The sequence below is a fragment of the Paenibacillus apiarius genome (genome assembly GCF_017052585.1).
GTDB classification, from domain to species: Bacteria; Bacillota; Bacilli; order Paenibacillales; family Paenibacillaceae; genus Paenibacillus_B; species Paenibacillus_B apiarius.
The window spans coordinates 171,913-198,785 of sequence record NZ_JAFFHZ010000001.1; the positions used below are offsets into that span (position 1 = coordinate 171,913).

22 protein-coding genes and 1 other annotated feature are annotated in these 26,873 nt (G+C 53.0%); of the genes, 14 read left to right on the forward strand and 8 right to left on the reverse strand.

The window, feature by feature from the left end:
- Positions 1-206 precede the first annotated feature (206 nt).
- The 3 genes from JSQ80_RS00825 to JSQ80_RS00835 form a co-directional block, all read right to left on the reverse strand.
- Positions 207-1,580: an extracellular solute-binding protein gene (locus tag JSQ80_RS00825; RefSeq protein WP_206097426.1), complete on the reverse strand. Its 1,374-nt coding sequence runs from the start codon at positions 1,578-1,580 to the stop codon at positions 207-209.
- Between the two features lie 206 nt (positions 1,581-1,786).
- On the reverse strand, positions 1,787-3,484 hold the full coding sequence (locus JSQ80_RS00830; protein WP_206093984.1) for a response regulator transcription factor: 1,698 nt from the start codon (positions 3,482-3,484) through the stop codon (positions 1,787-1,789).
- Positions 3,462-5,300 (reverse strand): cache domain-containing sensor histidine kinase, encoded by a 1,839-nt coding sequence (locus JSQ80_RS00835; protein ID WP_206093985.1) that lies wholly within the window; start codon positions 5,298-5,300, stop codon positions 3,462-3,464. Before JSQ80_RS00835 ends, JSQ80_RS00830 begins: the two co-directional genes overlap by 23 nt.
- 153 nt (positions 5,301-5,453) lie before the next feature.
- On the opposite strand from JSQ80_RS00835, the gene JSQ80_RS00840 reads away from it, so the two are divergent.
- The 4 genes from JSQ80_RS00840 (at position 5,454) to JSQ80_RS00855 (ending at position 9,540) form a co-directional block, all read left to right on the forward strand.
- Positions 5,454-6,095, forward strand: coding sequence for a helix-turn-helix transcriptional regulator (locus JSQ80_RS00840; RefSeq protein ID WP_087433671.1), 642 nt, complete (start codon positions 5,454-5,456; stop codon positions 6,093-6,095).
- A gap of 45 nt (positions 6,096-6,140) precedes the next feature.
- Positions 6,141-7,283 carry an alanine racemase gene (locus JSQ80_RS00845; protein ID WP_206097427.1) on the forward strand — a complete coding sequence of 381 codons (1,143 nt, stop codon included), beginning with the start codon at positions 6,141-6,143 and terminating at the stop codon, positions 7,281-7,283.
- 22 nt (positions 7,284-7,305) lie between these two features.
- A complete protein-coding gene (locus JSQ80_RS00850) occupies positions 7,306-8,940 on the forward strand; it encodes an N-acyl-D-amino-acid deacylase family protein (protein ID WP_206093986.1) in 1,635 nt (544 codons plus the stop codon).
- Positions 8,941-9,054: 114 nt separating this feature from the next.
- Positions 9,055-9,540 carry a RidA family protein gene (locus tag JSQ80_RS00855; protein WP_206093987.1) on the forward strand — a complete coding sequence of 162 codons (486 nt, stop codon included), beginning with the start codon at positions 9,055-9,057 and terminating at the stop codon, positions 9,538-9,540.
- A 98-nt stretch (positions 9,541-9,638) separates the two neighbouring features.
- Here the strand turns inward: JSQ80_RS00855 and JSQ80_RS00860 are convergent, their stop codons facing one another.
- Together JSQ80_RS00860 and JSQ80_RS00865 are read right to left on the reverse strand one after the other, a co-directional pair.
- Complete coding sequence (locus JSQ80_RS00860; RefSeq protein ID WP_206097428.1) at positions 9,639-11,258, reverse strand: extracellular solute-binding protein; 1,620 nt, start codon at positions 11,256-11,258, stop codon at positions 9,639-9,641.
- Positions 11,259-11,355: 97 nt separating this feature from the next.
- A complete protein-coding gene (locus JSQ80_RS00865; protein ID WP_336245694.1) occupies positions 11,356-12,270 on the reverse strand; it encodes an AraC family transcriptional regulator in 915 nt (304 codons plus the stop codon).
- Between the two features lie 347 nt (positions 12,271-12,617).
- On the opposite strand from JSQ80_RS00865, the gene nhaC (JSQ80_RS00870) reads away from it, so the two are divergent.
- From nhaC (JSQ80_RS00870) to JSQ80_RS00880, 3 genes are all read left to right on the forward strand, one after another.
- Positions 12,618-14,024: a Na+/H+ antiporter NhaC gene (gene nhaC / locus JSQ80_RS00870; RefSeq protein ID WP_206093988.1), complete on the forward strand. Its 1,407-nt coding sequence runs from the start codon at positions 12,618-12,620 to the stop codon at positions 14,022-14,024.
- Between the two features lie 62 nt (positions 14,025-14,086).
- Positions 14,087-14,283 (forward strand) — a binding site (T-box leader).
- A 62-nt stretch (positions 14,284-14,345) separates the two neighbouring features.
- A complete protein-coding gene (gene nhaC, locus JSQ80_RS00875; RefSeq protein ID WP_206093989.1) occupies positions 14,346-15,761 on the forward strand; it encodes a Na+/H+ antiporter NhaC in 1,416 nt (471 codons plus the stop codon).
- 1 nt (position 15,762) lies between these two features.
- Positions 15,763-16,629, forward strand: coding sequence for an MBL fold metallo-hydrolase (locus tag JSQ80_RS00880; RefSeq protein ID WP_206093990.1), 867 nt, complete (start codon positions 15,763-15,765; stop codon positions 16,627-16,629).
- 103 nt (positions 16,630-16,732) lie between these two features.
- Here JSQ80_RS00880 and JSQ80_RS00885 read toward each other — a convergent pair whose 3' ends face one another.
- Complete coding sequence (locus JSQ80_RS00885) at positions 16,733-18,187, reverse strand: IS1182 family transposase (protein ID WP_418888885.1); 1,455 nt, start codon at positions 18,185-18,187, stop codon at positions 16,733-16,735.
- Between the two features lie 557 nt (positions 18,188-18,744).
- Here JSQ80_RS00885 and JSQ80_RS00890 point away from each other — a divergent pair.
- From JSQ80_RS00890 to JSQ80_RS00915, 6 genes are all read left to right on the forward strand, one after another.
- Positions 18,745-19,101, forward strand: a complete 357-nt coding sequence (locus tag JSQ80_RS00890) for a hypothetical protein (protein WP_087433663.1) — start codon at positions 18,745-18,747, stop codon at positions 19,099-19,101.
- Between the two features lie 76 nt (positions 19,102-19,177).
- A complete protein-coding gene (locus tag JSQ80_RS00895; RefSeq protein ID WP_176392822.1) occupies positions 19,178-19,345 on the forward strand; it encodes a hypothetical protein in 168 nt (55 codons plus the stop codon).
- Between the two features lie 246 nt (positions 19,346-19,591).
- Positions 19,592-20,425 carry a 5-dehydro-4-deoxy-D-glucuronate isomerase gene (gene kduI / locus JSQ80_RS00900; protein ID WP_206093991.1) on the forward strand — a complete coding sequence of 278 codons (834 nt, stop codon included), beginning with the start codon at positions 19,592-19,594 and terminating at the stop codon, positions 20,423-20,425.
- Position 20,426: 1 nt separating this feature from the next.
- Positions 20,427-21,179, forward strand: coding sequence for a DeoR/GlpR family DNA-binding transcription regulator (locus JSQ80_RS00905; RefSeq protein ID WP_206093992.1), 753 nt, complete (start codon positions 20,427-20,429; stop codon positions 21,177-21,179).
- Between the two features lie 26 nt (positions 21,180-21,205).
- The gene (kduD, locus tag JSQ80_RS00910) at positions 21,206-21,964 is read left to right on the forward strand and encodes a 2-dehydro-3-deoxy-D-gluconate 5-dehydrogenase KduD (RefSeq protein WP_240463437.1); all 759 of its coding nucleotides are present in this window, start codon (positions 21,206-21,208) and stop codon (positions 21,962-21,964) included.
- Between the two features lie 30 nt (positions 21,965-21,994).
- The gene (locus tag JSQ80_RS00915; protein ID WP_206093993.1) at positions 21,995-23,128 is read left to right on the forward strand and encodes a glycoside hydrolase family 88 protein; all 1,134 of its coding nucleotides are present in this window, start codon (positions 21,995-21,997) and stop codon (positions 23,126-23,128) included.
- Between the two features lie 105 nt (positions 23,129-23,233).
- Here the strand turns inward: JSQ80_RS00915 and JSQ80_RS00920 are convergent, their stop codons facing one another.
- The gene (locus JSQ80_RS00920) at positions 23,234-24,106 is read right to left on the reverse strand and encodes an AraC family transcriptional regulator (RefSeq protein ID WP_087433658.1); all 873 of its coding nucleotides are present in this window, start codon (positions 24,104-24,106) and stop codon (positions 23,234-23,236) included.
- A gap of 179 nt (positions 24,107-24,285) precedes the next feature.
- On the opposite strand from JSQ80_RS00920, the gene melA reads away from it, so the two are divergent.
- Positions 24,286-25,584 (forward strand): alpha-glucosidase/alpha-galactosidase, encoded by a 1,299-nt coding sequence (gene melA, locus JSQ80_RS00925; protein ID WP_206093994.1) that lies wholly within the window; start codon positions 24,286-24,288, stop codon positions 25,582-25,584.
- A 252-nt stretch (positions 25,585-25,836) separates the two neighbouring features.
- On the opposite strand, the gene JSQ80_RS00930 is transcribed toward melA, so the two are convergent.
- Positions 25,837-26,559, reverse strand: a complete 723-nt coding sequence (locus JSQ80_RS00930) for a TerC family protein (RefSeq protein ID WP_087433656.1) — start codon at positions 26,557-26,559, stop codon at positions 25,837-25,839.
- Positions 26,560-26,873: the final 314 nt, after the last annotated feature.

Sequence of the window (26,873 nt, forward strand, 5' to 3'; positions counted from 1 at the left end):
GGGGCTCCTCCTTTCGCTGTACGGGGGCGCTCTTTCTCCCAACCAAGCTAGCAAACCTCTGCCCAGGCCCTTTAAAGAACTACATATTCCGCTTGCGCAATGGCGTGCGATCCTTCCTGACGATATCGGAAGGCGGGCGCGCTCGCCAACATGCGGCTGACGGCGCACGCCCTTCCCAATCCGCTGCTGGTACATCGCCTCCCGGCTTACTTGCCGAGCGCCTTCGCCTGCGCCTCCTGAATCTTCTGCGCCACGGCCTCCGGCTTGCCGCCCATCAACAGCTCCTGCAGCCCGTTGTTGACCGCATCCGTTCCGGCGCTCGTCAAAACGGCATCATATACCGGCGTGCGCTTCACTTCATTGACAAGGCGGTTCACCTTGGCAAAGAGCGGGGATACTTTGCTCTCATCCAGCTCCAGCTTGAAGCTGACCAGCTGATTCGCCTCCAGCGTCCGCTTCTGCGCCTCGGGACCGGACATGGCGAATATCAAGTCATAGGCCGCTTCCTTGCGCTTGCCTTCTGCCTTCTTGCTAAGTCCAAGACCGACGCCGACCACGCCGGACAATGTCTTCGGGTCTCCCTTCCCGCCCGGAACGGCTGGGAGAACGGCCGCGCCCATTTGCTGCAGCGCTTCCGGCGTCGCATTCGCGGACAAGTTGGTCAAGGCCCACCCGCCGTCAATCATCATCGCCGCCTGGCCTTGGGCGAACATCATTTCCATCTGCGTGTTGTCAATGCTGTTCTCTCCGTCCTGGAATGCGCCAGCCTCCTGCAATCCTTGGAACAGCTCCAGCGCCTTGACGAATCCCGGGTCTGTAAATTGCGCCCCGTCTTGATTGGCCGCCTTCAAAAACCATTCCGTTCCGGTCACGCGGTCGGCGATCGAGCTCATAATGCTCGATTGCGCCAGCCACGCCGCCTTGTTGCCAAGCGCAATCGGCGTCACTTTGTTCTCCTTCAGCGTTGCGACCGCCTTCATCAAGTCGTCCCACGTGGCAGGGACTTGAAGGCCGTATTTATCGAATATCGCCTGATTGTAATACAGAATCGAGGTCGGCGAGAGCCCCATCGGCACGCTGTATGTGCCTCCGTCAATCGTAAAATCATCAAACGATCCCGGGAGAAAACTGCTTTTCCAATCCGGCTTGCCGTCAAGCAGCTCATTGATCGGCTGAATCAGGCCGCCGCCGTGAAATTCTTTTGTCATCGTGCCCGGCCACATGAGGAATACGTCAGGCATCTCGTTGGCTGCCGCCACCGTCTTCAAGCGCGTCTTATAGCCATCCGGCGGGATCGCTTGAATGTCCAAAGCAACGTGCGGATGACTCTGCTTGAATTGTTCGATAATGTCGCGCATCGCCTGGGCGCGCAGATCGTCTCCCGTAAAGTTATGCCATAAAGACAGCTTTACGGACTCGCCGCTGTCCTTCCCTCCGCCTGGATTAGCCGGCGCATTCGCATCCGAGCCGCCCGCCGATCCATCCTTGCCTGACGCCGTGGTGCCCGTTCCGCCTGCACATGCGGTAAAAATAGAAGCGACAAGCAGGAACACGAGCACAGAAATCCACCGTTTGCGCATCATAACCCTCCTGATCATTCAGTTCATCTTCACCGGATCTGTTCCGCTGTCGTCAGCGCGGGTATCTCGTCATCTCGTTCCGGTGTATATATCCATTATAAGTAAGCGTTTTAATTAAGCGTTAGGGAAAAAATCAAGCTGCAATGGGGAATGTTTTCAGCTCAGACAGGTTGTTCTCACGGCTCCCTTTTGATTGCGCGCTTGTGTCACCATTTGTCCCGGTATTCGGATGGCGTGCAGCCGATATGCTTTTTAAACAGCTGTGAAAAGTATTTGAAATCCTCGTAACCGACTAGCTGAGCCACCGCCGACACTTTGACGGAGCCGTCTTGAAAGTAGCGGCAAGCTCGGGCCATACGGACTTGGGTCACATATTCAATGTAATTGATGCCCGTTTCCTGCTTGAACCTGTCGCTCAGATGGTTCGGATGGACCCCCACGACTTGCGCCACATGCTGCAGCGTCAGACTGCCGTCCGCTTTCTCGCGAATGTAATTCATCGCTCGCGTCACGACAGACGAAGAGGAGTCCGCAATGACATCGCGACAATATTGCATCGCTTCCTGCAGCGCAATGAACAGAGTGCGCTCCCACTGCTCCGGCAAAGCCGTACGCGGTGAAGCTAGAGCAGGCACGGGCAGGCACGTGGCCGCGCAGTCGGCTCCGGCGCTGGGGCCGGGCGTTAGCCGGAAGAGGCCGTCCTGCGCATGCATGGATGCGCTGCTTGACGCGCATTCCATCTCGCCCGCCTGTGCGCAGCGTCCGCTATCCGCCGCCTGCAAGCCGCCCCCACGGGCAGCCGCGGAAGCTTCGGCGCACCGCTCCAGCCAGCGCCGCGCCGCGATGAGCAGCGATTGGCCGTACGACTGAATCGAGTCCGGCGTCGAGTCCGGCTCGCCAATAAGCTGCCGGACCTGTTCATGCACGAAATGGCGCAGCTGTTCGGGCTGACCTGATTTCAAGCAGCGAATGAGCTCCGCTTCAGCCTGCGCCTGGCAAATGGAAGGACGTCCTGTCCGTGACGCGACCTCTTGCCAAGCGAGCATTCTTCTATTGCCTTTAAACCAATGACATGCATAGGCCTCCTTCGCGGTGCGGCATGATTCCCGCACCTCCTCCGGCCTTTCTGCCAAGCGGCCGATGCCGGCAAACAGCCTGCATTTCAGCTTGCGCTCGATTAACGCAAGCTCATAATCCCATGAGCCAGCGGCTTCCCCCCTCCCTTCCGCCAGACGCAGCACAAGCAGACGGGACTCCTCGCGCAGCGCAGCTCCCGCCACCATGTCCGCCAGCATATTGTCGACCGCAAACAGCAGCAGTTTCTCCTGTGCTTCGCCCCAGCCTTCCGCCTGAATGCAGGCTACATCGAAGGCGGCATTTCGTGCTGCCGATTGCGGTCTGTCCGCCAACAGCAGCGTATCCGTCAACGCGCGGCATTCCGCCGCGCTCAGCGGCTCATATAGCAGCTTGCGCAGCAGCTGTTCGCGATAGGAAGCTTCTCGCTTCGACATGCTCTTGCTGCGCTCCAGCTTCTCGAGTATCCGCTCCTTGGCGCGTATCGCCGCTTTCATAATATCGTCAGGGCGGCTCGTCTTCAGCAAGTAGTCGCATACTCCTTCCCGCAACGCCCGCTGCGCATAGCGAAAATCATCATAGCCTGTCAGCACGATCGTCTCCGTGTCCGGACTCGTCTCGCGGATGTGAGCGGCCAGCGTCAATCCGTCGGCGCCGGTCATGCGGATGTCGGTCAGCACCAGATGCGGCTTATCCGCCGCGATTGCCTCCATCGCCTCTTCCGCCGATGCGCACGGAGGCAGCACGTCAAACCCCAAATCATGCCACGGCAGCACCCGGGCAAGTCCAGTGCGGATAATGACTTCATCATCTACAATCAACAATTTCATCGGAAGGCTCCTTTCCTCGCTCGCATGCGCAGCCTGGCGCCGGAATCGAAAACGTAACAGCCGTGCCCTCTCCTTCCTTGCTGTCGATCCGCAAGGACGCGCCCTCGCCATAATGAAGCTGCAATCTGCGCTGCACATTGAATAGGCCGTAGCCGCTGCCGGCTCCGGCATCATCGCTTAGCGGCCTGCGTTCTCCCGTGCGCAGCTGCCGCCTGAGGCTCTCCGCCTCATCCGGACTCATGCCGACCCCATTGTCTCGAACAATGAAGCGAATTTCCCCCTCATCCGTCATCGCCATTTCCAAATGGAGACATCCATTAGTTCCGTGCGCCCCCGGCTTCAGAATGCCATGCAATAAAGCGTTTTCAATCAATGGCTGGAGCAGCAGCTTGAGCATTAACGCCTCTCCCAGCTCAACCGGCAGCACGACCTCGAACCTAAAACGTTCCGGATACCGTATCGATTGAATATGCATATAATTTTTCACATGCTCCACTTCTTGGCCGATCGTGCAATATTCGAGCCCCCGGTTCAGGCTGAAGCGCAAAAAGTCGCCCAGCGCCCCTACCATCTCGGCTATTTTCCCGTTCCCGTCCATCCATGCGAGCCACTGTACCGAAGAGAGCGTGTTATATAGAAAATGCGGATGAATCTGGGCCTGCAGCGCTTGCAGATCCGCTTCCTTTTTTTGCGCTTCATTCCGTTTCACCTGCTCGGTCAATTCGCGGATATTATCGCTCAGCCGATTGTAGCTGCGCACGACAAAGCCAATTTCGTCCTGCGACGTGAGCGGCAGCGGCCGGAACGGGGAATCTGGCTGCACCGTTCCGATCGAACGGGCCAGCCGGACAAGCGGCTTCGTGACCCGTCTGACGAAATAAGCCACCGCCGCCACGATTACGAGCAGGGCCACGCCTACCGTCATGGCGGTCAATTGCAGCACATAGCGGTTCTGCTCGCTGAACGTCTGGTACGGGATTATCGCGTACACATGCCATGGAGCCAATGGCACCTTCATGCCGACGATAACATGGCGTCCGTTCCCTTCCCCGACATCAAAAAACCGCGCTTCGTTTTCGTTGTCTGCAATCGCGCCGCCGAGCGGCGCAAGCTGCGGTTGCCAATCGGCCTCCGCCGCATCATCGGCGCCGGAAGCGACAATATTTCCTTCCTTGTCGGCCAGGATGAGGGTTCCTCCGCCTTCCACGAAGGCATTGCCCAGCCGCGCGGCCACCGCATCCCCGTCGATTCCGATGGACAGCATGCCAAGCGTGTCGAACGTATTCATATCGCGGATCGGCCTGACGAGCGACACCGTGCGTTTGCGGCCCAGACTCGTATCGATCGGGAGCGGAGGGGACCACCAAGCCGAATGCTCCTCCCAATATTCAGGCGAGGCCGGGATGTGCCGGAACAGCGAGGACGTCAAAATCGTCGTGTTGGACAGCTCTGGATTTCCGTTGAGCGGAATGATGCGAATGTCGGCGATATAGTCTTTGGAAAAAGCCAAATTCGTCAAAAATCCGATCATGCGCAAATAATCGTTGGCGCTGGACCGCTCCTTTTTCGCCAAATATTGCTGCACATCATGCTGTCCGATTAAAAAGACGGACATGTTCTCGGCGTCTTGAGCCATCGTTTCGAGAATGGCGCGAATCTGTCTCAGCGTGTTCAAGCTCGCCTGCTTCGTCTTCTCCTCGGTAATGGACCAAGCGGTGCGGTAAGAGATGTAGCCGAGCAGCATGACCGGCATTATGATGCAGGCCAGCAGCAGCAACAGCAATTTTCGGTGCAGCGAACGCGCAACCCATTTCATGTTCGGTCCTCCTTCCTATATCTTCCTCTACCATGAACATTATGCAGCATTAATTTTTGTTAGGTCAACAAACTTTTAGTTTGATAACTGGCAAAATTATGATACCATGAGGTGGAGAATACGTTATGAACAATCTCTTCAAGGGAGGAAACAATGGAATCCATACAAGAAGAACTTCCCTTTCTACAAGCGCTTGTCAAAGGGATTGCCGCCCAATTCGGCGATCAGTGCGAGGTTGTGCTCCACGATTTGACGCTGCCGTATGACCGCACGATCGTCGCGATTGAGAACGGTCATATCACAGGCCGCCATGTCGGAGACCCGGGCACGAATCTCGGTCTGGAGCTGCTGCGCGGCACACAGCAAGACGGCAACAAGCTCAACTATATTACGCAGACGAAGGATGGCCGCTTGCTCCGCTCCACTTCATTGTACATGCGCAATCGCGAAGGGCAGATCATCGGGTCGCTCTGCATCAATTACGACATTACCGACCTGACGATGGCGGAGAAAGCGCTGAAGTCGCTCACCATGACCGGGCTGCAGCCGGAAGTGAAGGAATCATTCGTGACCAATGTGAACGATCTATTGGATACCCTCATTCAAGAAGCCCAGGCGCAGATCGATAAACCGGTTGCGTTGATGACGAAGGAAGACAAGATGAAGCTGCTCATTCTGCTGGACGACAAAGGAGCCTTCCTCATCAAAAAAGCCGGGGAGAAAATTTGCGCGTACTTGGGGATATCGAAATATACGCTATATAGCTATTTGGAAGAAGCCAAGCAATCTACCTGACGGAGGTTGATTCTCATGACGACGAAGGATCTGCACATCGGACATATGGAGGGCGAGGATGCTCTGCCGCATCTATCCGTCCGGCATCCGCAGCTGGAAGCGGCGGAGACTCCATTTCTGCTAATCGACGCGGAACGGACTGAGCGCAATATATTAGCAATGGCTCAAGCCGCCGCCCGGAACGGCGTGCAGCTGCGTCCCCATCTGAAGACGCATAAGATGCCGCGCATCGCGCAGATGCAATTGCAGCACGGCGCTTCCGGAATTACCGCAGCGAAGGTGTCGGAAGCGGAGGTCATGGTGGAGAGCGGCATCCGCGATATCTTCATTGCCTACCCGCTCGTTGCGCCATCCAAAATACGCCGCGCAATCGCTTTGACTTCACGGGCCCGCATCATAATCGGGGTCGACAGCATCGCCGGGGCCAGAATGCTGGAACAGATTGCGCAGGAGAGCGGTGCCGTGCTGGAGGTGCGGCTCGAAATCGACACGGGCCTGAATCGCTCGGGCGCGCGCGCAGCCGATATTATGCCGGTCACGCGGTTCATCGCGCAGTGCCCGCACCTGCAGCTTGGCGGCATCTTCACCTTCCGCGGAGCGCTGCTGAACGGTCAGGGCACGCTGGACGTGCAAAGCGCGGGCCGCGATGAAGGCTTGACCATGGTGCGGATCGCAGACGTGCTGCGCGAGGCCGGTCATGACATCCGGGACGTCAGTGTCGGCTCGACTCCGACCGGCGTCTACGCGGCTGCGGTTCCCGGCGTGACAGAGATCCGCCCGGGCACATACGTGTTTCAGGACCGCATGCAGGTCGAATTCGGCGGCTGCAGCCTGCAAGACTGTGCCGCTTGCGTAGCCGTTACCGTTGTCAGCTGCCCGCAAGACGACATCATCATCGTCGACGGCGGCAGCAAAGCTTTCGCTACCGACGTGCAGCCGAACACGCCTCCGCTTCATTTGCAGGGCTTCGGCCATATTATGGAGGCTCCCGAAGCCCTGTTGGAGCGATTATCCGAGGAGCATGGCACGATTCGAATCGCAGCGGGCCATTCCTTCAAGGTTGGCGATCGGCTGCATATTGTTCCCAATCACGTCTGCAGCACTCTTAATTTATATAACAAGGCATGGCTCGTTCAATCGGACAGTGCGGCGCACGTTCCGATTGAAGCGCGCGGACACAGCTGGTAAACAGAACGAAGGAGGAAGGATCATGCTTGATGCAATCATTCGGAATACGCGCGTTGCCGACGGAACCGGCAACCCTTGGTTCTGGGGCGAAATCGGGGTTAAGGACGGACAGATTACCCACGTCGCCGCCCCCGGCTCCATTGATGTCGAGGCACGGGAGACGATTGATGCGCAAGGCCACATCGTCGCTCCGGGATTCATTGACGGTCACTGTCACTCCGACCTGATGATAATGGATTATCCCGACAGCAACATTAAAATGCAGCAAGGCGTAACGACCGAGATTGTCGGCAATTGCGGCTTGGCGCCTGCGCCGTTCGTGCCCGAACGCGGCGACTTGCTGCGGGAATACATCACGCCGGTCATCGGAACGACGAATAAGCCGTGGACGTGGCACAGCATCGGGGAATATATGGATGCCGTGCAGAACTGCTCCCCCGCCGAGCACCTTGCCACCTATGTAGCGCACGGCGCGCTTCGAATCGCCGTCATGGGCTTCGATCACCGCCCGCCTTCGCCTGCGGAGTTGAATGAAATGAAGGCGATTTTGCGCGAAGGAATGGAAGCTGGCGCTATCGGACTCTCCATCGGCTTGCTATATGCGCCAGGCAGTTACGCCGACAAGACCGAAATTGCGGAATTGTGCCGCGTCGTCGCCGAATACGGCGGGCTGCTGTCTACGCATATTCGCGGCGAAGGACGCCACCTGCTCGCTTCCATTGATGAAGTGATCTGGATTGCGGAGCAGTCCGGAGTGACTCTGCACATCAGCCATCTCAAAGCTGCAGGCAAGCGCAGCTGGGGCCAAGTGCTGGATGCGCTGGAGCGCATTGAAGCGGCGCGTGCGCGCGGAATGGACGTCACATGCGACGTATATCCGTACCATGCCGGCTCCACCACGCTCACGACGGTGCTGCCGCCTTGGATTCTGGAAGGCGGCTTGCCTGCCACGCTGGAAGCGCTGCAGCGACCGAATATCCGGCAGCGCCTGCATGAGGAGCTGGCAGAGGAGCAGGATACGTGGGACAATCTTGTCGCTTCCACCGGCTGGCACAGCGTTGTCATCTCTGCGCTGCAGACGGAGCGCAACAAAGAGCTGGAAGGACTGTCCATTGCGGACGTTGCCGCGAAACGCGGCATTCACCCCGTCGATGCCATGATTGAATTGCTGTTGGAAGAGCAGGGCAAGGTCACCATTGTCTATTACCATATGGCGGAGTCCGACGTCGAGCAGGTCATCGCTTATTCGCGCTCGCTCATCGCTTCTGACAGTCTGCACTGCGAGACCGGCAAGCCTCATCCGCGGCTCTATGGAACGTTCCCGCGCATCCTTGGCACGTATGTGCGCGAGCGCAAGCTGCTTACCCTGGAGGATGCGGTGCGCAAAATGAGCGCTTTTCCGGCAGCACGCTTCCGTCTGGGACGCCGCGGCCTGCTTGTTCCGGGATATGCCGCGGATCTCGTCGTCTTCAATCCGGATACGGTACAGGATACGGCCACCTTTGAAGAGCCGCGCCAGTTCCCTAACGGAATCTCGCATGTGTTCGTTAACGGTCGCCTTGCGCTGCGGCACGGTCAATTTCAGTCCGTGCATGCCGGCTCCATGCTGAAAGCCGAACGACGCCTTCAGCTTCATCATACTTGCGGCTGCTGCTGACCGCTGCCGCACATCTGAGAGTGAATGCAAGATTCGATGTCGAATAACTTCTTGGGTTGCTTCGTGATCACAAGAGGAATGATGGAACAAAACCAATAAAAAGGAGCAAATGTTATGGGTCAAATTGAACAACGTCTGCAACAATTGGGAATCGAGCTGCCGGCTGTAGGAGAACCGAAATTTTCTTATATTCCTTGCAATCGCACTGGCAACTTATTGTACACGTCCGGCATGGATTGCCGAATTGACGGCGTGCTCATGTACGAGGGCAAGGTCGGCGCGGATCTGACGATTGAAGAGGGCCAGCGCGCCGCGCGCCAAGTCATCATTAACGCACTCGCCGTCATCAAGCATGAGCTTGGCACCTTGGATAAAGTGGCCAAGGTCGTGAAGATGCTTGCGTTCGTCAACAGCGCGCCGGGATTTGCCGATCAGCCTTACGTCATTAACGGCGCTTCGGATCTGCTTATCGAAGTGTTCGGGGATGCGGGAAGACATGCGCGTTCAGCGATCGGCACAAGCGACTTGCCGTTCCATACGCCAGTCGAAATCGAAATCATCGTGGAAGTAAAGGAAGAAGCGCAAGTTCATACAAGTTAACCAAACACAGCGCCGCAGGCTGTACCAGAGGATGATGGCCCCTGGTACAGCCTGCGGCTTTTTACAACCTATATTTCATGCAACATCGGTTACTTCAGTTACTTCAGTTTTTCCACGTTTTCTTGCCACTTCTCTGTTTTATAAGCCAATAACTTCGCATACCCAACTTGCTGCGCCTTCGCCTCGGCCTCATCGAGCAGCCGCAGCACGTCACCGTCATTTTTGGCATTGAGGAGGAGCTTCGCCCTCGTCGCGGAATAAATATCCGCTATGCTCTGCGCGGCAATGCCTTCCTCCGTGTCTCCCGGCGGGTCCAAATTGACAAATTCCGTTCCATTGTATTGGGTCTTCCACGTTATTTCCGTTTGCCAGCGCGTTTCCCAATTCCGCTTTTCCTCCGGCAGCGTCTGTTCGAACTTGCTCTTGGAAGTATCGACGTACACCGTATTTCCGTTCCATTGGAAGTTGATGGTGGAGTCCATCAGCTTGTTGCGATTCTCAATGTCCGTCGTGAACTTCGCTGTAAATATCGGCGCGCCGTCCGCATCCGTCCCCTCCCAATACAGCCCCTCGGGCCCCCAGAAAATAATCCGCTGCCCTTCCGGTCCGGTCAGCCAATCCAGAAATGCGAATATCGCTTCGGGATTGTCCGCCGCTTTCGTAATCACGCTCACATTCCAGCCCAGCTGTTTGTAATCGCCCGGATATATTTTATTTTTATCCAAGCCTTCTTTGCGCAGCGGCCAAATCATCATATAGCCGTCATTCGGGTCCTCCGCTCTCAGCATATTGTCCCCTCTGGAGGCGAATTCGGTCGGACTGGAGCCGGCCAGCACCGCAACCCTGCCCGTAACGATTTTCTCAGCCAACTGATCCCTCGTTTGCGACATCGTATCCTGGGACATTAATCTTTCGCGGAACAGCCGGCTGGCAAAGAGCATCGACTCGCGGAAGACGGGATCCGTAAATATCGATGTCAGTTCTCCGCCCGCAGGCACCGCCTGCATGACGTTGAAGAGGGAAGGTCGGTTCTCCGCAAAGGCGGATGTCAGTATTTCCACTCCCTCGGCGCCTGCCCCCACCTCGAGCGGGATGACGTCCGGATAGTTCTGCTTCACCCTTTTTAAATAGTCGTATAAATCAGCGGTCGTTTCCAGCTTGGGAGAGCCGAGCTCTGTATATATTTTTTTGTTCACGACATAACCGGCATTCCCGTTAGGCTGCGTCGTGTACCAGTTCGGAAACTGATAGATTTTCCCGTCAGGGGAGCGCAGCATGTTGAGCGTCGATTCGCCCGCCCACTTTTTTAAATTCGGATATTTATCCAAATACTCGTCAAATGGCACCAGCAAGTCAGCGGCGCGCAAGCGCTCGACATCTGCCCCGCGATCCAGCCATATAACATCTGGCAATTCGTCGGAAGCAATCATCGTGTTTAGCTTCTGCTTGGCGTTCCCTCCGGAACTAATGGCGGTAACCTCCACTTTTTTGTTCGCTTTAATCCATTTCGTGGCTAAATCCTTCCCCCAAGGCGGCATTGTATACCAATCGTAGTTGCCATAGAAAGAAAAGGCTATCGTCTTCTCGCCAAACGATGCCGCTGTGTCTGGCTCTCCCTCCTGCTTGTTCCCGGCTGCCGATGGGCTGCATGCCGCCAGCAGCGGCATGAGCATTACCATGGCAAGGCTCAGCGCCAGCCATGTTCTCCCCTGCTTCATTTTCTCTGTCCCCTCTCCATCCATCAGATTTCTTAGTTGATTGTATATGGCGGCCAGTCCCGATTCTTCCTGTATTTCTCTGCCCAAGTATACAATGTTATCTTTTTGCAAATACCCCTGATCTCACCTCGCTCGGCGCATAGCCTGTACTGCTTTTGAAGAGCCGGTAAAAGTTCGACAGATTGCGAAAGCCGCATTCCAGCGCAATCTCAATAATTTGCATGTTTGAAGATTCGAGCAATCTCACGGCATGCTTAATGCGGATGGATATTAAGTACTCTACCGGCGAGACGCCGACTGTCTGCTTGAACACGGCACTGAACCGGGACGGGCTCAAATAGGCGAGTCTGGCAAGCTCCTTCAATGTCCACGGCCGGATGAATTCCCGCTCCATCACTTGAATGACGGAACAAATCTTCACGTCATGAACAGATTCGGCATGGCTAGCCGCGGCGTCTGGAAGCGGAGCTTCGCTGCGCAAATAACGATTCACGTATGCCAAGAACCGGATCAAATGCGAACGCACGATGGATACATGCAGCCGCCGGCACCGGTTGTATTCCTCCTGCATGTCGCTGAGGATGGATTGCAGCAGCTTGCTATGGTCCCGATTAAGCAAATGTGTGAAATGGACGCCCAGCTCTGTAAAAGGCGCAAGCAAATCTTGGTCATAACGCAAATCATGCATAAACCAAGAAGCGTCGAAAGACGTTACCTGCATGACAAGGTTTTCCTTTTCATAGGCCCGGTGCAAATCGTTGGAGTTAATCAGCAAAATATCCCCTTCTTGAAAATCAATCCGCCGCCCGTTAATGAGGTAATGACCCGACCCGGACTTAATCCAATTAATCTCCAGCACATCATGACGATGAAGCCGCTGATATTCCGGCGCTACGCCGATCGTATCGATAATGTGAATCGGGAATTGCCTCGAGAACGTCGAAGCCACTTCCTCGCAAGGAATAACCGCTTCCCGGCATGACATCGGCTCAGCACTTTCCTCCTGTATCACGCTTTTGTCTCCAGTTTGTTCGATGGTCGCGCTCACTTTCGTACTCACCAGCCTTATTGATATTTATAAATATTAAAATACCATTATAACATTTATAAATGCAATTATGTTTTTACAAACGCAAAAAAACGCGTTGCCAGCATGAACGAAATGCGCTTCAATAAAAATGGATATTGTTACCGTTGATCTTATGGTTATGTCACGATATGGTATACTAGGTTTGCTCATTTACTTTATCGCGGGTAAGCGTGTAAGCCAAAACGCGATTGTGCAATCAAGTAGAGTCATAAACTCATATCTAGCCAACTATGACTTTAATATGTATTAAGAATCAAGGAGATGACCCCATGCAAGCCCAACAGCAACACAATGAGACTCGTCCGCTCAGCTTCATGCAAAGCGTGACGATTTTCACCGGCATTATTGCCCTGCTCTTATTGACCATTCTCGGCTGGCAGGCAGAACCTCATGTTCCGCTCATCGCAGCCGCCGTCCTGACCGGGTGTCTGCTGCTCGCCTTCGGCAAGCCGTGGCAATCGGTTGAACAAGCGCTCATACGCGGCCTTCAGGCCTCCGTCATGCCGGCGATGCTGCTGGCTCTCATCGGCATTCTGATCGCCGTCTGGATGATGAGCGGCACGGTTCCGACCCTGCTTGTGTATGGAACCACTTGGTTCCAGCCGCAGTGGTTCACTATAAGCGCGATGCTGCTTACCGTCGTCGTATCGATGTTCGTCGGCAGCTCGCTTACGACGGTTGGCACATTCGGGGTCGCTCTAGTCGGCATGGCGGGCTCAATGGGAGTCCATCCGGCCATTGTGGCGGGCGCCGTCGTATCCGGAGCATGCTTCGGAGACAAGATGTCTCCGCTCTCCGACACGACCAACTTCGCTTCTGCCGTCGCTCGCGTGCAAATGCCCGATCATATCCGCAATATGACGAAAACGACCATACCGGCATTTATATTGACTTGCGCCGCATTTTTGTTATTTGGGTCATCGGCGCAGACGGACTTGTCGCAACTCGCAGCGATGCAGCGCGATATTAGCCAGTCGTTTCACATTCATCCACTGACCCTGCTCCCCCTGGCCGTCGTGCTTGCAGCAGCCTTTAAGCGGCTGCCCATCATCATTACGATGCTGCTTGGCATCGGCACCGGCCTGCTCATGACCGTGTTCATCCAAGGCGAATTCGATATCCCGAAGTGGATTGTCACGATGCACCATGGATTTCAAGGCTCCTTCCAATTGGACGAAGTTGCCCGCATCGTGAATCGCGGCGGTCTTCAATCCATGACCGGGGCCATTTCGCTTATTGCCATTGCGTTCGCCTTAGGCGGATTGCTGCAGCATACCGGCGTCATTCAGACCATGTTCAACCGACTCATCGTTCCGGTGAAGAGTAAAGAAGCGCTCGTCGTGACGAGCGGGCTCAGCTCCATTGGCGTCAACGTCATTACAGGTGAACAATATATGTCTATTTTGCTGCCGGGCCAGCTGTTCGAAGAAGAATACGAGAAACGCGGCATCCCGCGCCTCACCCTCTCGAGGACCTTGGAGGATTGCGGGACCTTGGTCAATCCGCTCATTCCGTGGGGCGTCAGCGGAGCGATGATGACGAGCGCATTGGGATTAACCGTGTTCGATTATGCCCCGTACGCCTTTTTCCTGTGGCTCTCGCCGCTGGTGACGTTTGCTTTTGCGCTTATTCCGGGCGTGAAGAGAGCAACCTTGGGGGAGACTCGGAACAGATAGATACTATTGACTTCCTGAGAGATATCACTATAATGTATTTTATTACACAAAAGCATAATTGCATAAAAGCGTTGAACTAATAAAGTAGCTGGCTGTTACGGAAATGCAGAGACTTAGTGGATGGTGCGAACTAGGCCGGGCATTCAGTGAATTACAATTAGGGAGCTGACTATTCCAGTCCGGCAATGCCGTTAATCAATCGAGTGAACAAAAGCAATTTTGTTAATCAGGGTGGTACCACGGAACTTCCGTCCCTATTTGGGGATGGAAGTTTTTTTGTTTTTTATATAAACGACTACGATGACAGGGAGTGAAATCTGCATGAGAAGACAAGTATCCATCGGTTTGGCGATACTGCCTATTCTGGCTTTGATATCTGCAGGAGCCGCCTCTATTTTTATTTGGAAGGCAGGGATGTTCATCCCTTTAGTTATAGGGATTATTGTGACCGTCCTCGTCGGAGTGGCAAGCGGCTATCGATGGGATGAACTGCAGCAAATGATGGTGAATGGCGTTGCGAAAGCATTGCCTGCGATATTTATACTGCTTGTGATTGGGATGATCGTTGGCACATGGATTTCGAGCGGCGTCATCCCCGCAATGATCTACTATGGTTTATCATTTATTCACCCTTCGTTTTTTGTTCCCGCTGTTGCGATCGTTACAGGTATCGTCGCAGTAACTCTAGGCAGTTCCTTCACCTCGATCGCAACGATTGGATTGGCGTTTATGGTCATTGGCGAAGGAATGGGATTTTCACCGGGACTTATCGCTGGGGCAGTGATGTCGGGAGCTTTTTTCGGGGACAAGCTGTCTCCTCTATCGGATACGACGAATATTGCGCCGGCGATGGCGGAAACGGATTTATTCAGCCATGTGCGCCATATGCTATGGGACACCATTCCGGCATTTATCATAACAGTGGTGTTATACAGTATATTCAGCAATGGCTCTAACCAGCATTTCGTGGAGACAGACACTATTAATGTGATACTGTCAGGTATTCAACAGACGTTTACCATCCATCCCCTGCTGCTGCTATTGCCCGTACTGACCATATTTCTTATGATTAGACGTTTGCCTGCTTTGCCGACGTTGCTGTTCGTTGGTTTGCTGGGCGGAATATTATCGATTCTCATACAAGGTGAATCTGTCACTTCAATGGTCAATACTATGACGAATGGATTCCATGCCGAATCAGGTGTCAAAGAAGTGGATTCCTTGTTAAATCGTGGCGGAATCGTATCCATGCTCAATACGATTGGCTTATTGACAATTGCCACAGCTTTGGGAGGGTTGTTGGAAGGCGCGAATATATTTCAAGCCTTAATACGGCCTATCGTCGATAAAATAAAGACACCCAGCTCGCTCATTGCGACAACGATCGTTTCCACATTGATCGTAGCTTTCGCAAGCGGCGCCCAATTTTTAGCCATTATCCTGCCAACAAGAACATTTGTTCAAACCTATAAAGATTTAAATATCGATACCAAAAATTTATCCAGATGTGTCGAGGCCGCAGGAACGGTTGGCATCACGCTTGTTCCTTGGGGTGTACCCGCTGTCTTTGCAGCGAATATGCTCGGTGTGAGTCCAGAGCAATTTATTCCATATCTTTTCTTTGCCTTCCTCGTTCCGCTCATCAATATCATTTACGGCATGACGGGATGGACCATCGTGAAAAAAGAATACCCGAATCATGGAGAACAAGTGACAACTTCAATGGGAGGGAAATGAAATGAGTGAAGTGATCGTGAATATTATCGGGACAGCACAAGATGCCGGTGTCCCCCATCCAAATTGCTTCTGCAACAACTGCATAAAAGCCATGGGAGATCGTAATATTCGTAGATTCGCTGCTTCCTTGGCTGTTATTTTACCAGAATTAAAAGCGTGGCACTTGATTGACGCAACACCAGATATGAGGGAACAAATGGCGCTGGTCCAAATGAAATATCAGCTTCAGGGACAACTGATGGACAGCATATGGCTGACCCATGCTCACATTGGCCATTATCCCGGATTGATGTTCCTGGGCAAGGAAGCGGTCGGGGCGCAAGCAACACCGGTATACTGCGGTGCTAAAATGAAACGGCTGTTAGAACATGACGCGCCTTGGAGACAACTTGTCGAACTCAAGAACGTGATTCCAAAAAAGATTACACACGCGCATCCGACAGAGCTTGCGCCGCTTGTTCGAATCACGCCTGTTGAGGTCCCCCATCGCAATGAGTTCTCGGAGACTTTCGGGTTCTGGATTGAAGGCCCTGCTCGCAAGCTGCTCTATATTCCTGATATTGATCGGTGGGACGAATGGGAACGCGATATTCATACAGTGGCGCGAGAAGCTGACATTTGCTTATTGGACGGTACGTTCCACTCCATCGAAGAAATCGAGCGGATGGGGCGGAATTACAAAGAAATTCCTCATCCCGTGATGACGGAAACGATGGATCGGCTGCAGGACTTGGTAGAGGAAACGGAGATTTATTTCACTCATTTTAATCATACCAATCCAGTCATTGATCAAGCGAATTCCTTTGTGAAGCATGTAAAGGACCGGGGCTTTCATATTGCGGATGACGGGATGGAACTAAGGTTGTAAATGAGATGGAAATGGTCAACCTGTTCGCAACTGTGTTATTCGGCTTGGAGAAGAGACGAGCAAAGCTGGCGAACTGCAAATGTCAGACTGTTGAAAAATCGGTTTAAGCGGCAGAATTTAGAGCTAAAGGTTTCGAAAAGTTCCTTAATTTGGTTAAAAGAACAGGTGGGGTCTTTTGCTTCTGCCCACGTCCGACCTTTTGGGCCAGGTACCTGGCAATCTTTTTTACATTCTGGGCTATTGCGGTCATGAAAGCTTGTTCCTGCGTTTTAGCTCTCCCGCGGAACTTGCAGCGACGATATCCATGAAGCTCTTTTGCATCTGCAAAGCTTCGTTCTATCGTTTGAGGACGCAACTTATAGGCCGCCTCTCCGGAATGGGTTTTCCGGTACTGAGCGACCTTCTCTTTACTCTCTTCCCATATATGTCGTTCGATCTTACGTTGGTGGTTGGCCGATTTCGTACACTGATTGAGCAGGGGGCAGTTTGCACACTCCTGGGCATTTGACGTGTATTCCCGATACCCTTGTCGATTGGTAGTCGTATACATTAGCATTTTTCCTGCAGGACACAGGTAGCCATTTTCTTCCGCATGGTAGATAAACTGTTTCTTCGGAAAAATATCAGGGGGCGTTGGAGCATTGCGTTCCGCGATAGCCGCAGCGATCTCTAGCTTTAGCGTCTGATCGCATATGTAAGGCGTCATGTACCCCGAATCCAGCGCCACGGCTTCCAGCGTTGATTGAAATGCAAAGGTTTGGATTTGTCGTTTGAGGCGTTCCACGTAGACGGCAGCGTCATTAACATGGCCAGGTGTCACATGGACATCGGTGATAATGTTATATTTATGGTCGACGGTGCGATGGTCGAGATAACAGAATGCCTCCGGTTTACCGCTTCGTTTCATCAGTCCGCACTCGGGATCGGTTTGACTTACTTTACGTGGTTTTTCCTCCCCGGAAGGCTTCCGGGGAGGAAGGGGCTTTTTTCCGTGGCTCTCTCGATCCTCGTTGATGGCCTTCTCTAATTCTTTTAGATAGTCATGAGGGGTCTCTTCGAGAACCTGCATCGTGTAGCGATTATTGTTAGCGTTGGCTCGAATATGAGTCGAATCGGTCACCAAGAGACGACCATCCACCATCTTATGGTTGATCGCTAGATGTACCATTTCATCAAAAATCTCTTGAAAGAGATTCGTATCTTTAAACCGATTATTCCGGTTCCAACTGATCGTCGAGTGATCGGGGACGCGATCGGAGAAACGCAGGCCAAGGAACCAGCGATAAGCAGCATTCGGAATGATTTCTTGCTCCAATTGACGTTCAGAGCGTATGCCGTACAAATATCCGATGAGCATCATTTTAAATAAGACAACGGGGTCTAAGGCCGGTCGTCCCTTGGTTTCGCTATAGTAAGGCCGAACTTTCTCCCTGATAAAAGAGAAATCCACATGTTTGTCGATAAGGCGTAGCAGGTGATCTTGAGGTACCAATAAATCCATACAAATAAGTTCCATTTCATTATGAGCTTTGTTTTCGGACTGCTTGCTATTCAACAAGATCACCACACGCCTCTCATCAAATTAATTACTGATATTGTATCATATTGATGCATTATGCACCGAAAAACACGGCTTTTTTCAACAGTCTGAAATGTGCAGTTGTTTTTGCGAAATACCGCCCTTTTTGGCATTTGAAATGCAAATGTGCAGTTCAAAACGAGGGAATTCCCATTATTTATGCGATGATATGAAAATGAACTGCACGATTGCAGTACAGCTTAACGGAAGAAGCAAAAGAGGAACTCTCAAATGTATATTTGCAGTTGAAAGTTCCCTCCCCCTATCTCATCCCCCCTTGACCACACCTTAGAGCACTTGGGCGCTGCGGGACTACCTGATACTGACTGAAGGGGAGGTTGATTGGAAAGGCCGAACGGAGAGAGTAACATCTTCCCAATATCCTGAGATAAGTAACGAAGCTGTATCGACCGGGTATATGGATCCGCAGCACGCGAAAACGATAGGGATTGTACCCCTTCTCTAGTTGTGATAGGCTCTAAGTATCTGTGTGCACGAAGACGTGCATGCCATTCGGGATGAAAGGGAGGAACGCGATGCTCACACATACGAACGGCCGCTTGCCCCGCTGCGCCGTCATCATCATTTGCGCGCTCATGCTGCTCTGTTCCTCCCTCCTGCCGGCGCTGTCGGCAGATCCGATCGGACAACCAAGCGCGGAGGCGGCATACGCCCATGCGCTGCATTACGAGACAGTGGTCGCGATTCCGCATCACTATATCGTGAAAATTCATACGTTCATGCAATGGGCTGTTCTATTCTTTATTTACCTGTATATTCTCCTAATCCGGAATATCGTTCCCAAATATTTATTCGATGTGCCTTTCCGCCTTCTGCTTCGCAGCATCTTTCTCATGCCCTTGAAGTTTACCTCCAAGTACGTCGTTCGCTAATCGGGATGTATACCGTCTCACTGTCTCACTGTTGCGGCAGTAAACAACGATAGTTACGAGGAGGAAGCATTTCCATATGAACCAGATCAATGAACAGGAACAGCATGAACTTACGAAGAAGCAGGGCAAGCATTCTTCGGGATTGAAGACGGATATGAAGGTCATTAATCGGGACATGATGAACATCGTTATGTTCATCGTGCTGTCAGCGGCAGTAATAGCTGCCCTGTACTTCCTATTGTAGAGGAACTCTCATCCCCTGTCCTGCTTGGCTTTTTGCTGAGCGAGATAGGGGTTTTTTAACATATCCAATGTCCATTTCACGCATATTTCGGTGTCTATTCCCGTGCATACTAATGTTCAATTCCACCTATTTTGCAACTAAAACAAACCTATATAAACATTTAATTGAACTTAAATGAACATTGAGCTATAATAGAGTCCATCAGGCAAGATTACCCAATCATTCATTCATAGGAGGAATCATACCATGGAAATGCGTCACGCAAGTCATCCGGAAAGCGCGAAAGGCTATGATACGGAGCGTCTGAGAAAAGAGTTCCTCATTGAGAAGCTGTTCGTGGAGAACGAGGTTCAGATGGTGTACAGCCACGTCGATCGTTATATAATTGGCGGCGCGCTGCCGACGTCAGCCACGCTGAATTTGGAAGCGGATTCACGGGAAATCGGCGCCGATTATGTGCTGGAACGCCGCGAAATCGGCATCATCAACGTCGGCGCAGCCGGCATCGTCACCGTTGACGGAACGGAATATGCCGTGGAGCCGCGCGATTGCCTATACATCGGCATGGGAAGCCGCGATGTAACATTCGCTAGCCGGGATGCCGCGAATCCGGCACGCTTCTACTTCATCTCCACACCGGCCCACAAGACCTATCCGACCGTGCTGCTGCCGATTGCCGAAGCCACGCCGCAGCATCTCGGCAGCTTGTCTTCGTCTAACGAGCGCACCATTTATAAATATATCCACAAGGGCGGCATCCAAAGCTGCCAGCTCATGCTCGGCATGACGCTGCTGAAGCCGAGCAACATGTGGAACACAATGCCTTGCCATACTCACGACCGCCGCTCCGAAGTCTATTTCTATTTCGATATGCCGGAAGACGGACTTGTCTTCCACTTCATGGGAGAGCCGCAAGAGACGCGGCATCTGGTCGTCCGCAACGAGCAGGTCGCCATCTCCCCGAGTTGGTCGATTCATAGCGGCGTAGGCACGGGCAATTATACGTTTATATGGGCCATGGCCGGCGAGAATCAGACCTTTGAAGATATGGATATGGTAGCCATGAAGGATCTGATGTAGCATGTCGAACGTAAAACGCCATCAACAGATCATGGAACTTCTCATTCAACAAGGCGAAGTCAAAGTAAACGAGCTCAGCGAGCAGCTGCAGGTTACCGGCAAGACGATACGCGCTGACCTTGAGCTGCTGGAAGAGCAAGGCTTGCTTACCCGGGTTCACGGCGGAGCCGTGTTGAAACATATGTCCGACCTCGGACTGCTGCCGGTGCAAGCGCCGAATCGGCAGCATCTGGACGAAAAAGCAGAAATTGCCGAGAAAGCCGTACGCCTCATAGAGCCGGATGACATCATTGCGCTTGATGGCGGAAGCACGACCTTGGAAATGGCGAAGCGATTGGACAATGCGCCGATTACCGTCATAACGAACGATTTATTTATTATCGCCGAGTTGACGCGCAAGCCCGATATCCGGCTTGTCGTGCCCGGCGGATACCGCAATCGGAATCTGCTCGTCAGCAGCGAAGCAGTCCAGTTAATACGCAAATTGAATATTCAGAAAGCTTTTATTTCCGCTACTGGCATTCATATCGAAAATGGTTTGACGATCTATACAAGCGAGCTGTATGAATTGAAGCGCGCATGGATTGACACGGCGAAGCGGACATATGGGGTTGCGGATTATACAAAGTTCGATAAGTCGGCTCTGCTCACCTTCGCTGCGCTGCAAGAAATGACGGCCATCATTTCCGATCATCAGCTGCCGCCGGACGTTCAACAGAAATACGCGGCGGCAGGCGCATCGATAATGCTGTAGATTGTCATGCACAAGGAGGAAGGATCATGCAATTGTTCGATTTGCACGGCCGCACTGCGGTAGTTACGGGAGGAGCGGTCGGCTTGGGTTTCGGCATCGCTTACGGGCTTGCGCAAGCCGGGGCGGATCTGGTTCTGATTACGAGCAACGGGCCGCGCGGGGAAGCGGCCGAGAAGCTGCAATCCCTTGGCCGGAAGGTTACTTTTATTCAGGCCGATCTAATGGATTTGGACGGAATCAACGACGTCGTGAACTCATGCGTGGCCGCAGCCAATGGCAGCGCGGATATTCTGGTCAACAATGCGGGCATTATCCGCCGCACCCCTGCAGCCGAGCATTCGCTGCAGGATTGGCATGACGTGCTGCAGTTGAATCTGAATTCCGTGTTCTACTTATGCCAGGCCTTCGGCAATCATATGATTCAAAAAGGCTCTGGAAAAATGATCAACATTGCTTCCATGCTCTCCTTCCAAGGAGGGATTAACGTTCCTGGCTATACGGCGGCAAAGCACGGGATTGCCGGCATCACGAAAGCGCTGGCCAATGAATGGGCAAGCAAAGGCGTCAACGTCAATGCTATCGCTCCCGGCTACATGGCTACCGACAACACGCAGCAGCTACGCGATGATCCGAAGCGCAGCGCCGATATATTGGGCAGAATTCCCGCAGGCCGCTGGGGCACGCCTGAAGATTTGGCCGGTGCGGCCGTCTTCTTGGCCTCTGCTGCCTCTAACTATGTGCATGGACATATTTTATGCGTTGATGGCGGTTGGATGAATCGTTAATCAACGGCTACCTTTGGGGAGGAACGAGAAATGGACAATGTATGGTCAGCCGCAATTCATGACGCTGTGCAAAAAACGAAAGCGAATATCGAACGTTTTGGGGATCGCTTTCCTCATGTAAGCGAGAACGGAACCTACCTGCTGAATGATAATACCGACTGGACTGACGGATTTTGGAGCGGCATGTTGTGGCTGTGCTATGAATATACGCAAGACGGAACGTTCGCTGAAGCAGCCCGCAACACCGTCCAAAGCTTCAAGCAGCGCTTGGATCGCGACGTGGCGCTAGACCATCACGATATCGGCTTTCTCTATTCCTTGTCAGCCAAAGCCCAGTGGATCATTGAGGGGGATGAAGAGGCGAAGCAGTTGACGCTCCGAGCCGCGGATAAGCTGATGAACCGCTGGCGGGAACAAGGACAATACATCCAAGCTTGGGGGCCGAAGGGGGATCCTAAGAATGGCGGGCGCATCATTATCGATTGTCTCATGAACCTCCCGCTTTTGTATTGGGCTTCCAATGCCACCGGCAATCCGCGTTATGCGGAAGCCGCGCGCATTCACGCCGAACGGAGCCGCCGATATTTAGTCCGTGGAGACGATTCCTCCTACCATACCTTTCACTTCGATCCGGATACGGGAGTTCCGATTGGGGGCTCGACACACCAAGGCTACCATAACGGCTCTACCTGGACACGGGGACAGGCGTGGGGCGTCTACGGGTTTGCGTTGTCGTATCGCTATACACAGGAACCGCAATATTTGGAAACGTCCCGCCGCATGGCACGTTACTTCTTAAGCGAGCTGCCCGAGGACGATGTAGCCTACTGGGATTTCAATGCCGCGATAGACGAACACACGGAACGGGACAGCTCCGCGTCGGCGATCGTAGCGGCGGGTCTGCTGGAGCTGCTGGAGCATCTGCCCCAGGATGATCCGGACAGGGGCTTCTTCGAGGAGGGCCTTGACCGTTCGCTGCGCTCGCTTGTCGCGAACTATTCCACGATGAATCAACCGGAAGCGGAAGGCCTCATCGAGCATGGCTCTTATGCGGTTCTGCTCGGTCACAGTCCTGACGACTTCACGATTTGGGGCGATTATTACTACCTGGAAGCGTTGGTGCGGCTTGATAAGGGAATTAAAGGTTATTGGTATGAGCGCTAACTGTAATTGTCTATGTCTATATGCTTCACTCTTGTAATTCGAAGCCCCCTGTATTGCCGGATTCAGATGACGTTCGGCGATAAGGGGGCTATTTGAGGTTGCGTGTCAACGATACGAGCAATCGGTCATTTGCTGGGACTGCAGTTCGATGCGATGAGCGGAAGGAGCACGGTTGTACCACTTTTTATACAGCTTGGAAAAATAGAGCGCATCTTCGTAGCCCACTGAAGCAGCGATCTGTTCGATCGTCAGCTGAGTCGTCATCAGCAGCGTTCTCGCACGCTCCATCCGCACCCGCAGCAAAAATTGCATCGGCGACTCTCCCATCTGCTTGCGGAACATCTTCGACAAGTATGTCCGATGATAACCTAACCTATGTGCCAGCTCATCAATGGATATCGCTTTGTCATGCTGCAGCGTAAGCCAACGCGCCGCTTGTTCCACCTGACGTTCGATATCAGTCCGCAGGTCGCCTTTGGAGCCGCCTTTCCCGGTGCTTGCCACGCGCGCATATTCGGCCAGCGCCACGCGGAAGTAGCCTTCGGCTTCCATGTCGCTTGCTTCCCCTCCCCGATGCAGCGCTTTCATTGCATTGCGGAAAAGAGCCTCCACACGGTGCTTTCGATAGCCTCTCAGGACGGGAACATGCGGGCCAATGCCCATATTGGCAAGCATCTGCTCCGCATAATTGCCGCGAAAGCCAATCCAGCGATATTCCCACGGATGCTGACCACTTGACTCATAATAAACCAATTCGCCCGGGAAGATAAAGAAGCTATCTCCTTCGCCTACTTCAAACTCCTGTCCCCGTATCGCAAACTTCCCCTTGCCTGACAATACGCAATGGACGATCCCATAGTCGTGCACCGTCGGACCGATTCGATGCCCCGGTTCCGTATTCGATTGGCCACTGAATAAGACGGTCAGTTCACCGCGAGACGGAGCTTCATTGATGGCGATACTCGCTCGTTCAGCCACAGCGTCCCCTCCCTCTATTGGCTACAATGTTCCATACTCAAAATCATTTTGCCCATACACAGTTTCACCAATTTCAGCTACATTGATTGTACAGCATTTTATTCCATGTTGCATCAGACCATATGAATATTCAACAAAATTTGGTTGAGCATTTCCACTGCAGAGAGGATGAAGGAAGCATGGGCAAAATTACTTTTCTAGGTGCGGGCAGTACCGTTTTCGCCAAAAACGTGCTCGGCGATTGCATGTTGACTCCCGCATTGCAACAATTCGAGCTCGCCCTGTTCGATATCGATCATGAACGGCTGCGCGACTCGGAGCAGATGCTGAACAATCTGCTCGCTATGTCCGGCAGCACGTGCCGCGTCGTCGCTTATCACGATCGCAAAGAAGCGTTGCGCGGAGCCAAATATGTCGTCAATGCCATCCAAGTCGGAGGCTACGATCCATGTACGATTACCGACTTCGAAATTCCGAAGAAGTATGGACTGCGCCAAACGATCGGAGACACGTTGGGCATCGGCGGCATTTTCCGCAATCTGCGCACCATTCCGGTCATGCTTGACTTTGCGCAGGACATTCAAGAAGTATGTCCCGATGCTTGGTTCCTCAACTATACGAATCCGATGGCGGTTCTGACGAACGTCATGAATACATATGGCGGCGTTCGCACGGTCGGTCTCTGCCACAGCGTGCAAGCATGTGTGCCCCATCTCTTCCGCAGCTTGGAGATGGATACGGAAGGCGTGCAAGCGAAAATCGCCGGCATTAACCATATGGCTTGGCTTCTGGAAGTGACCAAGGACGGCGAGGATTTATATCCGGAATTAAAACGCCGCGCCGAGGAGAAACAGAAGGTGAAGCATCATGACATGGTGCGCTTCGAATTGATGTTCAAATTCGGCTATTACGTAACGGAGTCTTCCGAGCACAATGCGGAATATCATCCTTATTTCATTAAAAAGCAGTACCCTGAACTCATTGAGCAGTTCAATATCCCGCTGGATGAATATCCGCGCCGCTGCGTTAATCAGATCGAGCAATGGAAGGACATGCGCGAGCAGCTCGTGAACAATCAGCAGCTGGAGCATGCGCGTTCGCATGAATATGCTTCGTATATGGTCGAAGCGATGGAGACGGGCGCACCGTTCAAGATCGGCGGCAACGTCATGAATACAGGGTTAATTACGAACCTGCCGAAGGAAGCGTGCGTGGAAGTGCCGTGCTTCGTCGACCGCAGCGGAATCACGCCTGCTTACGTCGGTGATCTGCCGCCACAGCTCGCTGCGTTGAATCGCACCAATATCAATACGCAGCTGCTTACGATCGAAGCGGCACTGACAGGCAAAAAGGAGCATATCTATCACGCAGCCATGCTTGATCCGCACACGTCGGCAGAGCTAAGCCTCGACGAGATCGTCTCCTTGTGCGACGATCTGATTGAGGCACATGGCAATTGGCTGCCAACATTTAAATAAGAATAAAGGAATTACAAATCCCGGGTTAACCCGCAGCCCGAGCGCCCGTAAGGGGCGCTCTTCACATTGTCAGCAATGGATTGTCCAGCGGGGGAGCTTGTCCTCCATTCAATATGGTTGCAAAAACAGTAACTTGTGTGTCATATACGGCATATACATAAATAAATGAGCCACTAGAACGACTTCTAGGGCTCATTGCAGTTTGCGCTGCACGGGTGTGCATGCTCTGCTTTCTTTGCTATGCTTGCTTGTTTATTGCGCCCGTTGACGCATGTCGTCGGAATTGTCCGGCAACTGCTGCTTCTGCTTGCGGTTGCGCTTGATAATTAGCCCGGCAGCAACGACCAGGACGACGACGAGAAGCTCGAATCCGTATTTGATGAACGGATTCTCAAAGTAAGGGGCAATCGACGGGAATTTTTGGAATTCCCCAACGAACATTTTGGAAGATGTCCAAGCAAGAACCGCAGATCCGATGACAATAATAACCGGATAGCGCTCAATGAACTTCAATACGATCGTGCTTCCCCATACGACGATTGGCACAGAGATCGCTAGCCCCAAGACGACAAGCCCGCCGTGTCCGCCCGCCGCTCCGGCAACGGCCAATACGTTGTCCAGACCCATCGCCGCATCGGCGATAATAATCGTCCGGACGGCGGCCCAAAAGCTTGAACCGGCCTGCACGTTATGCTCCTTCTCTTCCACCATAAGCTTGATGGCAATCCAGATAAGAACGGCGCCTCCAACTACGAGCAGGAACGGTATTTTCAGGAGCCACACGACCCCTAAGGTCGCCAACGCGCGAATGATTACGGCGCCGACTGTCCCCCAAATAATTACTTTTTTCTGGTCTTGCTTCGGTAAATTCCGAGCCGCCAGACCGATGACAATTGCGTTATCGCCAGCAAGCACCAAATCGATAACAACAATGGACAGCAACGCCGTCCAGAACTCTAATGAGAATAATTCCATCAGCCACATCCCCCTTGTCATTAGTATGTATTACAGACGCGAAAAACATGAAGCGCCGTTACCACGAGGTAACGGCGCTCAGATCAAAAGAGACCTTCACCAACGTTACAATCGTGGCAAAGGTCTCGCAAACAACGCTATACGTTGCCAGTACAGCCGAGGACCGCTAAGGAAACGGATCCCGTAATGACGACTTGTACTGTGCTAGCTACTCCCCTTTGGAGTATTCATTTTCGGTGAACTAATAATAACATCGAATAAAAAATTGTTCAACCCTTATTTTCACCCATCTTTTCATGGCGCGGTTGAGCCGT